At 42.2% G+C, this 13,412-nt stretch carries 13 protein-coding genes; all 13 read left to right on the forward strand.

Annotation, left to right across the window (positions count from 1 at the left end):
- Positions 1–5 precede the first annotated feature (5 nt).
- The 13 genes from M0R36_06730 (at position 6) to pseB (ending at position 13,411) form a co-directional block, all read left to right on the forward strand.
- Entirely contained in the window at positions 6–464 is a 459-nt protein-coding gene (locus M0R36_06730) for a PTS sugar transporter subunit IIA (GenBank protein ID MCK9555493.1), read from the forward strand.
- Positions 465–476: 12 nt separating this feature from the next.
- Positions 477–1,649 (forward strand): tetraacyldisaccharide 4'-kinase, encoded by a 1,173-nt coding sequence (gene lpxK / locus M0R36_06735; GenBank protein MCK9555494.1) that lies wholly within the window; start codon positions 477–479, stop codon positions 1,647–1,649.
- A gap of 25 nt (positions 1,650–1,674) precedes the next feature.
- The gene (locus tag M0R36_06740) at positions 1,675–2,529 is read left to right on the forward strand and encodes a lysophospholipid acyltransferase family protein (protein MCK9555495.1); all 855 of its coding nucleotides are present in this window, start codon (positions 1,675–1,677) and stop codon (positions 2,527–2,529) included.
- An 89-nt stretch (positions 2,530–2,618) separates the two neighbouring features.
- The gene (waaF, locus tag M0R36_06745) at positions 2,619–3,647 is read left to right on the forward strand and encodes a lipopolysaccharide heptosyltransferase II (protein ID MCK9555496.1); all 1,029 of its coding nucleotides are present in this window, start codon (positions 2,619–2,621) and stop codon (positions 3,645–3,647) included.
- Positions 3,648–3,663: 16 nt separating this feature from the next.
- Complete coding sequence (locus M0R36_06750; protein ID MCK9555497.1) at positions 3,664–4,833, forward strand: glycosyltransferase family 4 protein; 1,170 nt, start codon at positions 3,664–3,666, stop codon at positions 4,831–4,833.
- Between the two features lie 12 nt (positions 4,834–4,845).
- Positions 4,846–5,979 (forward strand): glycosyltransferase family 4 protein, encoded by a 1,134-nt coding sequence (locus M0R36_06755; GenBank protein MCK9555498.1) that lies wholly within the window; start codon positions 4,846–4,848, stop codon positions 5,977–5,979.
- A 21-nt stretch (positions 5,980–6,000) separates the two neighbouring features.
- Positions 6,001–7,524 carry a glycosyltransferase family 39 protein gene (locus tag M0R36_06760; protein ID MCK9555499.1) on the forward strand — a complete coding sequence of 508 codons (1,524 nt, stop codon included), beginning with the start codon at positions 6,001–6,003 and terminating at the stop codon, positions 7,522–7,524.
- Positions 7,511–8,407 (forward strand): class I SAM-dependent methyltransferase, encoded by an 897-nt coding sequence (locus M0R36_06765; protein ID MCK9555500.1) that lies wholly within the window; start codon positions 7,511–7,513, stop codon positions 8,405–8,407. The genes M0R36_06760 and M0R36_06765 overlap by 14 nt, the downstream gene beginning before the upstream one ends.
- Positions 8,404–9,861 carry a glycosyltransferase family 39 protein gene (locus tag M0R36_06770; GenBank protein MCK9555501.1) on the forward strand — a complete coding sequence of 486 codons (1,458 nt, stop codon included), beginning with the start codon at positions 8,404–8,406 and terminating at the stop codon, positions 9,859–9,861. Before M0R36_06765 ends, M0R36_06770 begins: the two co-directional genes overlap by 4 nt.
- Positions 9,861–10,568 carry a polyprenol monophosphomannose synthase gene (locus tag M0R36_06775; GenBank protein ID MCK9555502.1) on the forward strand — a complete coding sequence of 236 codons (708 nt, stop codon included), beginning with the start codon at positions 9,861–9,863 and terminating at the stop codon, positions 10,566–10,568. The genes M0R36_06770 and M0R36_06775 overlap by 1 nt, the downstream gene beginning before the upstream one ends.
- Complete coding sequence (locus M0R36_06780) at positions 10,565–12,073, forward strand: B12-binding domain-containing radical SAM protein (GenBank protein MCK9555503.1); 1,509 nt, start codon at positions 10,565–10,567, stop codon at positions 12,071–12,073. Before M0R36_06775 ends, M0R36_06780 begins: the two co-directional genes overlap by 4 nt.
- Positions 12,074–12,162: 89 nt before the next feature.
- Positions 12,163–12,444 carry a helix-turn-helix domain-containing protein gene (locus tag M0R36_06785; GenBank protein ID MCK9555504.1) on the forward strand — a complete coding sequence of 94 codons (282 nt, stop codon included), beginning with the start codon at positions 12,163–12,165 and terminating at the stop codon, positions 12,442–12,444.
- Complete coding sequence (gene pseB / locus M0R36_06790) at positions 12,431–13,411, forward strand: UDP-N-acetylglucosamine 4,6-dehydratase (inverting) (protein ID MCK9555505.1); 981 nt, start codon at positions 12,431–12,433, stop codon at positions 13,409–13,411. The genes M0R36_06785 and pseB overlap by 14 nt, the downstream gene beginning before the upstream one ends.
- Position 13,412: the final 1 nt, after the last annotated feature.

Raw genomic sequence — 13,412 nt, forward strand, 5'->3', positions numbered from 1 at the left:
TATTTATGAGAATAGATGAAATAGTAAGGGAAGACACGGTAATCCTGGATCTGAAAGCATCAAAGAGGGATGATGCTATCCGTCAGTTATCCAAAGTGGTGGCGCCCAAAACCGGCGCTATAAGCCCTGCTGAACTTGCAAAGGGACTGATTTTAAGAGAGGAAAAAGGCCCGCCGACGGCAACGAAAAGCGGTTTTGCCATTACTCACTGCAGAACCGATATCGTAGACGGGATTTTCGGCGGAGCGGCAAGGCTGTTAAAGCCTGTTGATTTCCACGAACCGGGGGGAAATCTGACACACCTTGTATTCCTCTTTGTCGATTCTAAAGAAAGAAATGAAGATTACCTGAGGCTGCTTTCAAGAATAACAAGGATTTTGTCCAAAGAGAAGGTTAAGGAAAAATTATTGTCGGCCGGGACACCGAAGGAATTCGTGAGCATTTTGGCAGAACATGATATTTAGGAAGCCGGAAACATGGTAGCGCTTTTGATAAAAATCAGGGAATCGATTGAAAGATATGTCATATCCGTAATAACAAGGGAACGGGATGACATCAGCGCAAGATGTTTCCTGAACGTATTAAGCTTCCTGTCAAGGATCTTCAGTTTTATAGTTCAGATAAGGCTGTTTCTATATAAGCACAGGATATTGAGAAGGAAGACCCTGGGCTGTATGACCATAAGCATAGGAAACCTGACAGTCGGAGGAACCGGAAAAACACCTATCGTCGAGATGTTTGCGAGGTCTCTGGAAGCGGAAGGAAGGAAAGTGGCGATTCTTTCGAGAGGATACAGGAGCGCAAGCAAGTCCGTTATAGTCAGGCTTATGGATTTTATTTTTAAGAATAAGATGAAGTATGAACCCAAAATCGTTTCGGATGGCAGGAGCATCCTGCTGGATTCCATGCATGCTGGCGATGAGCCCTATATGCTGGCTAAGAATGTTAAAAGCGCTATAGTCCTTGTTGATAAAAACAGAGTGAAATCAGGAGCCTTTGCCATTGAAAAATACAGCGTAGACACGCTTTTGCTGGATGACGGATTTCAGTATCTTCCTCTGGACAGGAGATACGATGTGGTTCTGATTGACGCAACTTCGCCTTTTGGCAATGAAAAAATGCTTCCGAGAGGGGAGTTAAGGGAAACGGTAAGCAATCTTAAAAGGGCGAATATCATATTTATTACAAAAGCGGGCGGAAAAGATATTTCAATTTTACAAAGCAAGATAAGGGCGATTAACCCCAAAGCGGAGATAATTGTCTGTGTCCATAAGCCTTTGTATTTTGAAGAGGTTTACAGTGGGAACAAAAGAGATATAAGTTTTATCGATTCAAAGAAAATAGTTACCTTGTCTGCGATTGCCAAACCCAAAGGTTTTGAAATCGCGCTGGAGGATATCGGCGCCCAAATTGTTTCCTCTCACAGGTTTATGGACCATCACCGGTTTACCCAGCAGGAAATAATAGATGTGATTAATGACGCGATAAACAAAAATACCGAAGCTATAGTTACAACTGAAAAAGATTCCGTAAGATTTCCCTATGTCTCGGGAGTGGATATCCCCATATATTTTTTAAGGGTGAAAATTGAGATTATGGAAGGGGCCAAAGATTTTCATGATTGCGTATCTCGCATATGTTTTAGCTAAAGCCGGTTTATTCATTCTGGGGGTCTTGCCGGAGGGAATATCTTATCAGATAGGCGGGTTTCTGGGTCTTGCCGGTTATATTCTGGACTCAAAGCACAGGAAGGTTGTATTTAAAAACATAAGGACGGCTTTCCCCGGAATGAAAACAGGGGAGGTTAAAAGGATTGCGCGCCGTTCATTTATGCATTTTGGGATGATAATTGTCGATTACGGCAAAGCGTTTGTTAAAGGGCCGTTGTGGTTTTTAAAAAGGTCGGAGATGAGCGGCTACAAATCGGTAGTCGAATATATGAAAAAAAGCGGAAAGGGCGCGATAATACTGCTGGCGCATCTCGGCGTATGGGAAGTCCTGGGCTCCATGTGTATTGTCGAAAATGTGAATATCAACGTGATTGCAAGGCCGCTGAAGAACAGGTTTATCAATAACCTGATAAAAGAGATAAGAGAAAGGTTTCCTCAGAAAGTCATTGATAAAATGGGGGCCGTATCAAGTATCGGCGATATATTGCGGAAAAATGAAATAGTCGGCATACTTGCCGACCAGCGCGCCGGGGGAAGAGGTATATTTGTGGATTTCTTCGGGGAAAAAGCTTCTACGGTCGCAACCCCCGCTGTTCTTGCTGTAAAAACCGACACGGCGCTTTTCCCTGTTTTCGGATTAAGGACAAACAAGAGCCGTTTTCGTTTATATGTGCAAAATAAAATTGAATCTTCTGATTTCAAAGGCACATTTGATGAAAAGATATTCGAGATTACACAAAGATATGCGCATATAGTAGAGCGCGAGGTCAAAAAATTTCCCGAGCAATATTTTTGGATGCATAGAAGGTGGAAATCGGTTCCCAGAAAAGGGGCTTTAATGAAAAACGGAAGACTATAAAATTATTATTTTGATATTGTTTCGCCTGCCGGCGGGCAGGGATTAGATATTCAGATTTTGTGTCTGTTTGAGTATGAGAGGTGGAAGATATGGAAACTTCAAAAGAGAAAATTTTAATAAGAGCCGTAAACTGGGTAGGCGATGCCGTTATGATGGCTCCTTCGGTCAAAGCCGTGAGAGAAATGTATCCCGATGCTGGCATTACAGTTTTAGGAAGGGGTAAGATTAATGATGTTCTTTCCCTTGCCGATATAGTTGACCGTTTTATCAAATATGATATTCCGCCCGATTTCCTGGAATTAAAAGAGCGCATTAAGCTTGCAAGGGAAATAAAAGCCGAAAAATTTTCCAGATGTTTTATTTTCCCTAACTCGTTTGATTCGGCTCTTGTGCCTTATATGTCCGGGATTCCCGAGAGAATAGGTTTTGGTAATTTTCCCGGACGTATTCTTTTGACCAAAACCGTAAAGGTCCCTCCCGCAGGCACGCATCAATCGCAGAAGTATTTCGAACTGGTAAGGGCAGCCGGGTTTTCGGGTAATATGCCCGATTTCAGTATGGATGCCGATGACATCTCATTGAAATGGGCTGAGACGTTTCTTAGCATGAATTGCAGAAACCGGACAGCTCCTTTGATAGGAGTAAGCCCGGGGGCGGAATACGGCCCGGCAAAAAGATGGTTTCCCGATAGGTTCGCGAGCCTTATTAACAGGATAAAAAATGTCTATAACGCGGAAATCATCCTGTTAGGGAGCAGGAACGATACGGATGTCTGCGGCGCGATAAAGAGACAGGTGTCGGAAACAATAATCGATGCCAGCGGGAAAACGACCGTTAAGCAGTTAGCCGCTATTTTAAAGAAGGTTAAATTACTGATAACCAATGATACGGGAACGATGCATCTGGCCGCCGCCCTGCAGACGCCGGTCCTGGCCATATTCGGTTCTACCGACGCAAAAGCCACATCACCCGTTAAGGGAAGTATCACTGTAATAAAAAAAGAGATAGAGTGCAGCCCATGTTTAAACAGGATCTGTCAGAAAAAGACTTACGAATGTTTTTCCATGATATCCGTTGATGAAGTGTTCGGCAGCCTGAAAAAATTCCTTGGTTCTTAACCGAAAATTCTGCTATATGGATAAAATAAAGATATTATTTATTATAGAGAACTTTACACCTGCTACCGGCGGGGGCGAAAATTTTGCCAGGATGCTGGCAGAGATACTTACATCAATGGGTTGTTCCGTTGTTGTAGTTTCCAGGGAATTTGATTCCATTAACCCCGCGATAAAACACATTAAAGTCCCCGGAACACATTTTATGCGGTTGATTAACAGGATAATATTTGCCTTTTATGTGCCATGGGCCGTGCGCAGGGATAATTTTAACGCAGTCTTTGCCTTCAGCAAAAGCTTTGGTATGGATATCTACAGGCCCGGCGGCGGGGTTCATCTGGCATACAGAAAGTACAATATACGGTCGTATAACAATATAGTGTTTAAAGTCTTTCAGAGAGTTAAGGATTTGCTGTCTCCTGAGCAATGGTTCCTGACATGGCTTGAGAAAAAGCAGTATTCCTCGAGAAAACTGAAAAAAGTTATAGCGGTGTCGAATATGGTGAGAAGGCATGTCAAGAGATGGTACAGGCTGGATGACTCTATGATAGAGGTTATTTATAACGGTGTAGATCTCGAAAAGTATCATACTCTTAAGAAAGAAAACACCGGCGCTGTTTTCCGCAGGGAACTTCACATTCTGGATGAAGTAGTTATTCTCTTTGTCGCCAATAATTTCAGATTAAAAGGGTTAAGGACGGTTTTCATGGCCCTGTCAATGCTCGACAGTTCGTTGATAAACGATGTCAGGCTGTTGGTGGCCGGCAGGGGTAAGATAAAGAGATGGAAACAGATGGCTCTCAGGCTCGGAATAGACAGAAATGTCATTTTTCTGGGACAGCAGAAGGAAATGTCCACTGTTTATGCGGCTTCCGACATTTTTATTCTGCCTTCATTTTACGATCCATGCGCCAACGTATGCCTTGAAGCTTTGGCTTCCTCGGTGCCGGTGATAACGAGTTCGTCAAACGGGTCCAGCGAGATAATGGAAGAGGGAAAAGAAGGTTTTATAATAAAAGACGCCGATGATTTTGTCGGTTTTGCCGCCAAAATCGAATTTTTACTTAAAAACAGGAAATCCAGGCTGGAAATGGCTGAAAATGCCAGGAAACTTGCCGAAAAATATTCGATAAAACTTCAGTCGGAAAAAATTATCAGAGTTATTAAAGATGTTATGGAAACCAAATAAAGAACATTTATTATGAGAATTATTTATCCTGTCAATAAAAGGCTGATTACAGGCCGGGCGCATGATGTTTTGATTATCCGGACCTGTTATGCCCTTGCCGAATCGGGCCTTGATGTAGTGCTGATAATAGGCAAGACCATGCCGGAGAGACAAATCCTTTCGTATTACGGGCTTAAACCTCATAAAAACCTCAGCATAATGCAACTGCCTGTGATCAGGAAAACAGGCAGATTCGGTATTTCATGGCATTTTGTTTTTAACAGGTTCGTTTTGAGAAAGATATTGCAATTGCTGTCAGACGGCAAAGAAAGCCTGCTTTATCTTTCTGAATTAAAGATGGCGCTGTTTTTGTTGAAACATAAGAAACGGATAAACATACCTTTTTTTTATGAAATACACGGCCTTTATGCCTCATACCCCGATGCTGAGAATTATCCATGTGCGGATAATGAGGAAGGGAAAGTGTTTTCTCTCTCCGACAGGCTTATCACCACGACTGGGGAGCTGAACAAAATTATAAAAGAGACATATCCGGGCGCAAAAGATATATCGGTTGTCCCGTTGGCCGCGGAAAAGGTTTCCGCTTTTAAATCCGCGCGCGGCGGGGAATTTAAGGTATATTACATAGGCCAGCTGTATTATGAGCAGGGGATAGACTTGTTAATGAAAGTTGCGCGGAAGCTTGAGAATGTCCAGTTCCATATAATAGGCGGTAAAAAAGAAGAGGTCTTGTCTTACCGGGAAGCGGCGGCTCGGGAGAATATTGAAAAGAGGGTTTTTTTTCATGGGTTTGTGAAACCTTCGGAAATCGATGAGGCTGTCAAAGAGGCTGATTGTTTTGTGATACCCTCGCGACAAAAAGGCAAAATGAATTATGTCGCGCATACAAAATCTTATGAATATCTCAGATATGGGAAACCGGTAGTGTCCTTCAGGCTGGATTCGGTTCTTGAAGTGTTGAAGGATAATTACAACGCTCTTTTGGCCGAAAGGGATAACCCCGATTCACTTGCGGAATGTATCATAAAACTTGAAAATGACGATGACTTGCGCAATAAACTTTCAGCAGGCGCGTTGAAAACACTTGAAGAATTTTCATGGTCGGAGAGAGCCGAAAAACTGAAAAAAGTTTTTAATGTGAATTAACAGGAAAACAGGACTCGTTAGATGGATTTTAAACCCGGACAAAAATTTATCGGTTGGGACCTTGCCAGACTGGTTACACTGTCTTTTGTTATGAGGCTGATTCTGAGGTTGATGTTTTTTGTGCCCGCGAAAGACGGCCTGACTTTTATTGAAATAGCGGGATATTTTATCAGGGGAGACTTCAAAACGGCGTTATCCCATGAATATCACCCGTTATATCCCTGGCTGATAAGCGTCTTTTCAAAATTCACGTCGGATTTTATCGATGCGGGACTGGTTATATCCCTGTTATCCGGATTTTTGCTGGTTATCCCTGTTTATCTTTCCGCTTTAAGGCTTTTTGACAGGAAAGCCGCCGTTATCTCCTCAATTTTTTGTATTTTTCACCCATACCTTCTCAGGTTTTCGTCGAATGTGCTGTCTGAGTCCATGTACCTGTTTTTTATGGCGTTTGCGTTCTGGTGCGGCATAGAGGCGGTAGTGAAGAAAAAAACCGTCTATTTCGCCGCGGTGTCTTTCTTTTCCGTGCTCGCGTATCTGACCAGGCCGGAAGGCGTCGGTATTCTGCTGGCGGTCGTGTTCTCCCTTCTGATTATCCCTTTGCATGGGTTAAGTTTTTTGAAGAGGTTATGGCTTGCCTTTCTTGTCGTTGCCGTTTTCGTTGTTTTGATTTTCCCGTACATTTATGTCATAAGCGAATTTCAGGGCGAATGGCGTCTGACACAGAAAACCAGAGTGACATCGCTTCTCGGGCTGGATAAAACAGTAAAAGATACGGAAGTTGAACAATCTGTTCCTGAAGCTGTCGAAGAGTACCCGCTGAAAGCCGCTCCGGAAAGGCCGAAAGGCGTAAAACTTGCGGTAAAAGGCTCTGAACAGCTGATAAGAAAAATTTTGCAGGGAGTATTTCTCCCTGTTGCCGTATTTGCGCTTATCGGTATTGCAATCAGGAAAAAATACCCGAGGTCTCAGGCGGAATTTATTCCTTTGCTGGCTTTTTTAATATATATATCGGTGCTTTTTATGGTTGCTATACGCACTGACATATCTTACAGGCATACGGCCTTTTTGATGCTGCTCGGATGCGTTTATGCGGGCGCGGGAGTGTATGAATTTACGTCTTTATTTTCGAAAAAAACCGGAGGCCGGCTTCTTTGGACTATTTTATTTGTATGTGTAATCGCTATGTCTGTGAAAGGTTTAAAACCTGTGGGCATGGATAAAGAATCCAGAAGAACGGTGGGTATCTGGATCGGCAGGAATTATCCCGGAGAGGTGATAATGACTTCAAGGATGTCCAGGATCCCTTTTTATGCGGGCGCGGAGCATTTTGATTATACTGATTACAAAAAAGAATTTATACTGGAAGAAGCCCGCAACAAAGGCGTTAAACTTGCGGTAATAAACCTGCTTGATATGTCCGAAGCCGATAAGGACCTCTTAATCCTGCTTAATGATAAAAATTCAGAAAAAATATATTCAAATAAATCCACAGAAAAAGATGAAATAGTAGTATACGAGCTTTTTTTAAATGGCGAAAATTGAAATAAATCTGACTAAAAGGGGTGCTTGTCCGTACTGCGGTTCGGGCTCAAGAAAAGTTATGTTTGCGCTTGAGCGCTATTCCGTCTGCAGGTGCAAATCCTGCAAAGGTGTTTTCAGCGACCCTTACCTGAGCGAAAATGAGGCGGAAAAAGTCTTTTCGGACCCTGACGCCGTAGGCGCGATTAATCCCGAAATGGAATCTTATTACGACAGGGAGTTTGTCCTTGCCAATTCCAGACATACTTTTAAGGTCTTTGACCGGCTCCTGGATTTTCTTGAAAAGAGTGTGTCCGGCAGGAAACTTCTTGATGTAGGGTTCGGTATGGGATTTTTCCTTGAGAAAAGCCGTCGCAGGGGTTGGAAGTGCAAAGGCATAGACTTTTCGGATGAATACTATAAATACGCAAAAGAAACAATGGGCCTGGATGTAATGAAGAAAAAAATTTCGGAGTTTACCGGGTATAACGAGGAATTTGATGTTATAATCCTGTGGGATGTAATAGAGCATCTGGATGATCCCGGCGAGTCGATTGCCATGTTCCGCGGCATGCTGAAGCCGGGAGGAATGCTGGCGATAGCAACCCCGAATGAAAAGAGCCTGCTCTCTTTTATTGCAAAACTTATATATAACATAAGTTTTGGATTGATAAAAGGCCCTTTAAGTTCGATCTATGTGTTGGAGCATCCGTTATTTTTTGACAAAAATTCTCTTCGAAAATTGCTTGAGCGAAACAGTTTTAATATTGTATTGTCAAGGCAGGATGAAACCGATCTCGAAAGGCTGAATCTGGGAAAATTAAAGAAGATCATAGTAAAAATAATATTCTTTTTATCGAGGTTAATGAAAATGAGCAACAGAATAATCGTAATTGCGGAAAAATGAAAAGAAACCATTATCTTATACTTGCTGCTATCTTATTCGGCGCTTTATTCGCAAGAATCGGGCCTGTCAACAAACCGTTATTAGGCAACTTTTCTTCATATCAGACTGCCACGGCAATGATGGCGCGTTTTATCGCGAACGAAGGATTGCCTGCTGTCGCGCAGCCGAAAACGAACCTTCTGATAAACGGAAAACCTGCCATTCACATGCTTTATATTCCGGGCGCTGCCGCCACAGCGGGCTATCTGTGGAAAATCTTCGGTTTTTCGCTTGATTTTTGGGGAAGATTCCAGGCGTCTTTCTTTACAATGCTATCTTCATTGCTTATCTATTTGATTGTCCGCAGGCATTCTGATGAGGCGACAGGTTTAATGAGTTGTTTTTTCTTCAACGCCTTTCCCCTCAGCTTTGTCTACGGGCAGAGTTTTATGAACGAAGCGCTTGCCTTCTTTCTTGTTATGCTGTCCTCCTGGTTATTATTTAATTTTAAGATCAATTCGTATAAAGTCATTGCCGCCGGTTTAATTGTTTCTCTGGCATTTCTGATGAGGATACATTTTTTATGCCTGGTTCCCGCTTTGCTTTTTTTAATATGGTATAATGCGCCGAAAAATAAAATTTTATATATTGCGCTTTTTTCCATCTGCATAGCTATTCCTGTTGCAGGCTGGTATCTGCATACTTATTATGTCGCCTCCGTGGCGGATAATAATATTACAAGTATTTTCGCGCAGGAAAATAAACATTACGCTTCTTTTCCCCACCCTCTTTTTTTAAAGGCTGTGTTTTATAAGGATATTATCGATAAACTTGCGGGAGTATGCCTGAACCCCATAGGTTTTACATTAGTGATCGCAGGCGTATTTCTATGCAGGCCCGAAAAGAAAGAGTATTGGGCGGTGATATTATGGCTACTGGGTTCATTGAGCGTTATTATCCTTCTTCCGCAAAAGGTATATGACCATAATTTTTATTTTTACCCCATCCTTTTTCCCGCTTCGTTTTTTGCGGCGCTTGTCACTTTTAAGATTATAAAACTCGACCGTTATATATATGTGATTTTATTTTTATGCCTTTTTTTCCTGGTTTCCGCGAGGTATTTTATAAATCCGGCCTTTAAATATTCCGTTGAGCTTTCGGCTGTGCCTGAAGCGGGCTATTTCATTCAGAAAAACACTCCGCCTGACAGCAGGATTATTGTATCGCCCTGCACTTATGACCAGCTTTATTATTGCGATAGGAACGGATGGGTCTTCAATATAGAGGGCTCAAACGCGGATATTGATAAATTCAAAGAATATATCAGCGAAGGCGCGGATTATTATATTACCGCGGATACGGCAAGTCTCCGCAAAAACAGGGATTTCTATAAGTTTATTGATAAAAATTATAAAAATATTTCCCCCAGCGGGAATTATGCGGTTTACGTTTTAAATGATAAGAGGAAAAAATAATGAACAGATATCTGATTATTATACCTACTTACAATGAAAGTAAAAATATCGTCCGTCTGTGCGAGAAAATCATGTCCATGGAAAAAAGTTTTGATATCCTGGTTGTCGATGACAATTCCCCGGACGGCACCGGAGAGTTGGCTGAGAAAATGTCTTCAATTCATCCTGAAATCCATGTAATGAGAAGACCATCCAAAATGGGGATAGGAAGCGCGTATATCGAAGGCTTTCAATGGGGATTGAAGAAAGATTATGAACTGTTTTTCGAAATGGACGCTGATTTTTCGCATAATCCCGAAGATTTAATCCGGATGGCGGAAACAGTAAAAGATTGCGACCTGTGTGTCGGCTCCAGGTACATAGAAGGCGGAGGCGTGATAAACTGGCCGCTCTGGAGGATGCTGCTGAGCAAGTTTGCCGCCAGGTATTATACCAGAGTCATCACCGGAATGCCTATGAATGATGCCACTTCCGGATTCAAATGTTTCAGGCGGACGGTCCTGGAAAAAATCGATTTTAATAAGATCCACTCCGAGGGATATTCTTTCCAGATTGAAATGCATTATCGTATCTGGAAAAAAGGTTTTCGAATCAAAGAAATACCTATTATATTTACGGACAGGCAGCATGGTTTATCAAAGATGTCTAAAAAGATTATTTTTGAGGCAATAATTATCGTTTGGAAAATAAAATTTACCGTTAAATGAAAATTAAAAAAGTATTCCTTCTTTTCCCGCCGTGCCCGATCCCCAAAATGTTCCCTAAAAGGGTTCAGATGCCTTTGGGGGTAGCGTATCTTGCTTCTTCTATAAGAGCGGCAGGCATAGACGTAAAGGTGCTTGACAGTCTTATCGAAGGGTGGAATCAGGTTGAAGAGATAGATGAGAGGAATATTCGTTTTGGGTTGTCCGGTCGGCAGATTGTGGATAGAATTTCGGAGTACGGACCCGATCTGGTGGGCATATCCTGCATGTTCAGCATACAGGCAAAGATAGTTTCCGAAATTGCATCGGAAATAAAAAAGGAATTTCCTGATATAAAAATTGTTTTAGGCGGGGCTCATCCATCTGCCATGCCCGAGGATTCAATTGCGGATAAGAATATTGATTATGCCCTTATAGGGGAGTCAGAAGCTACATTTATAGAACTAATCCATCTGTTGAACCGGAATAAGTCCGCAGCGGATATGGATGGCATCTGTTATCACGACGAGAAAGGTTTTCCGCGTGTTAACCCCAAGAAAAAATATATAGAGAACCTGGATGCTTTGCCGTTGCCCGCCTGGGACCTTCTTCCTGTGGAAAAATATTTTAAGTTGAACAGGCCGCACGGCACAGTGACAAGGGGAAACCGTATTATCCCTGTTATTACATCCCGCGGCTGTCCCGCAAAATGTGTTTTCTGCTCAATCCATCCTATCTGGGGCAGGGTGTACAGGACTCGTTCCCCGATAAGCGTTGTCGGAGAAATAGAAATGCTTGTTCACAGATATGCGGTTCAGGAAATCCAGATTGAAGATGACAACATGACCTTCAACAGGAAAAGGGCTGAAGAGATATGCGACCTTATCGTTGACAAAGGCATAAAAGTTTCTTTCACGGCGCCTAACGGGCTTGCCGTTTGGGCTCTTGATAAAAGCCTGCTTCTTAAACTGAGAAAAGCCGGGTTTTACCGTTTGACTCTCGCGGTTGAATCGGGCAGTCAGCATACATTAACGCATATTATCCATAAGCCTTTGAAAATAGATAAAGTGCTTGAAATCATAAAGGATGCGAACGAAATCGGGTTTGATATAGATGTTTTCTTTGTTGTCGGTTTTCCGGGAGAAACTCTTTCTGAAATGCAGAAAACATTTGATCTGGGCAGGAAGTTGGATGTGTCCAGTGTCAAATATTTTATTGCTACGCCTTATCCCGGGACAGAACTTCTGGAGATTGCCGAAAAAGAAAATCTGCTTCCCGCGGATTTTAATCCTAAAGACCTTGGAATAAATGCCGTAAAAGGTAATATTACAACAGAATATTTTACGCCGGAAATACTCGAAAAGAAGGTATCCGCCGAGACTTTCAAAACTCAGATTGCCCTGTTTAAAAGACATCCTGTCAGATATGTTACAGGTATTTTCAGGAATTACCTGATAAAGGACATTGGCGCAACAATTGCGTTTCTACGGCAGTCTTTGAAGAATTGCCTCTCTAAACATAAGATTTAGCTTGACGGCCTGATGCCTAAAGACTACAATAGATAACTAATGATAAGCAATGATAACCAATGAACATTAAAAGTCAGGTGTTTTAAATTATGGAAATTAAAGAGAATGAAGTTTATACAACTGAGGAAGCCCAGAAACTTCTGAAAATCAGCTCTAGCACAATGATGAGGATGATTAAAAAGGGGCTTATCAGGACAGGGCGCGCGGGAAAACAATATAGAATTCTGGGAAAAGAGATTTTGAGGGCTGTTTCACCGAAACTTGAAGACCAGGTGGGCAAAATTTATAATAAAGGAAGAAAGTGGGTTCATGAAGGAGTAGATGGGAATAACGGAAAAGTAAAAAAAGGGGATGATAATGTCAAATCATGATTTGTTCAGCGGTAAAACTGTTCTGATAACCGGAGGAACAGGCTCTTTCGGAAGAAAATTTACGGAAATAGTAATTAAAAAACATAACCCTAAAAAACTTATCATATTCAGCCGCGACGAGATGAAGCAATATGAAATGCATCAGGAATTTAACCAGAAGAACATAAGGTATTTCATCGGTGATGTGCGCGATCCTGACAGGCTTCACAGGGCTTTTCATGGTGTTGATGTTGTGGTTCACGCGGCTGCGCTTAAAATTGTGCCGTCGGCCGAGTATAATCCATTTGAAGCTGTCAGGACAAATGTTATAGGCGCGGAGAATGTGATAAACACAGCGATAGATAACGGCGTGAAAAAAGTAATAGCATTAAGCACGGATAAAGCGGCAAACCCGGTAAATCTTTACGGCGCGACTAAACTTTGTTCGGAGAAGATGTTTGTTGCGGCCAATAATTATTCGCCGGAAGGGACAAAATTCAGCGTGGTAAGATACGGGAATGTTTTCGGTTCGCGGGGCAGTATAGTACCGTTTTTTAAAGAGTGCAGGGGTACAGGGATAATCCCCATAACAGATAAAAGGATGACGCGCTTTTGGATAACCTTAAGCCAGGGAGTGGAATTTGTAATAAGCTGTGTCAACTCCATGAAGGGAGGGGAAGTCTTTATACCCAAAATGCCCAGTATGAGAATAATGGACCTGGCAAAAGTGATAGCTCCTGAATGCAAATTAAAAATAATAGGTATCAGGCCGGGTGAGAAACTTCATGAAACCCTTGTTCCCGCGGATGATGCATTTTCCACGGTGGAAAAAACGGACAGGTTTATTACATGTCCTGCGGTTGTCTTTAATAAAAAGAATAAACATTCGGGAGCCTGCCTTAAGGGTGATTTTTCCGGGTATCGAAGTGACAATAATACGAGATGGCTTACGGTGGATGAACTTAAAAAAATGGCGGATATGGAGTAAT

Source organism: bacterium, from assembly GCA_023228325.1.
GTDB lineage: Bacteria > Auribacterota > UBA6266 > UBA6266 > UBA6266 > UBA6266.

What these genes read in the sequence shown, in the direction of transcription:
- waaF (MCK9555496.1), top strand. Translation starts at nt 2,619, where the DNA reads ATGGAAACTTCAAAAGAGAAAATTTTAATAAGAGCCGTAAACTGGGTA.
- lpxK (MCK9555494.1), top strand. Translation starts at nt 477, where the DNA reads ATGGTAGCGCTTTTGATAAAAATCAGGGAATCGATTGAAAGATATGTC.
- M0R36_06780 (MCK9555503.1), top strand. Translation starts at nt 10,565, where the DNA reads ATGAAAATTAAAAAAGTATTCCTTCTTTTCCCGCCGTGCCCGATCCCC.
- M0R36_06760 (MCK9555499.1), top strand. Translation starts at nt 6,001, where the DNA reads ATGGATTTTAAACCCGGACAAAAATTTATCGGTTGGGACCTTGCCAGA.
- pseB (MCK9555505.1), top strand. Translation starts at nt 12,431, where the DNA reads ATGTCAAATCATGATTTGTTCAGCGGTAAAACTGTTCTGATAACCGGA.
- M0R36_06770 (MCK9555501.1), top strand. Translation starts at nt 8,404, where the DNA reads ATGAAAAGAAACCATTATCTTATACTTGCTGCTATCTTATTCGGCGCT.
- M0R36_06765 (MCK9555500.1), top strand. Translation starts at nt 7,511, where the DNA reads ATGGCGAAAATTGAAATAAATCTGACTAAAAGGGGTGCTTGTCCGTAC.
- M0R36_06730 (MCK9555493.1), top strand. Translation starts at nt 6, where the DNA reads ATGAGAATAGATGAAATAGTAAGGGAAGACACGGTAATCCTGGATCTG.
- M0R36_06750 (MCK9555497.1), top strand. Translation starts at nt 3,664, where the DNA reads ATGGATAAAATAAAGATATTATTTATTATAGAGAACTTTACACCTGCT.
- M0R36_06785 (MCK9555504.1), top strand. Translation starts at nt 12,163, where the DNA reads ATGGAAATTAAAGAGAATGAAGTTTATACAACTGAGGAAGCCCAGAAA.
- M0R36_06775 (MCK9555502.1), top strand. Translation starts at nt 9,861, where the DNA reads ATGAACAGATATCTGATTATTATACCTACTTACAATGAAAGTAAAAAT.
- M0R36_06755 (MCK9555498.1), top strand. Translation starts at nt 4,846, where the DNA reads ATGAGAATTATTTATCCTGTCAATAAAAGGCTGATTACAGGCCGGGCG.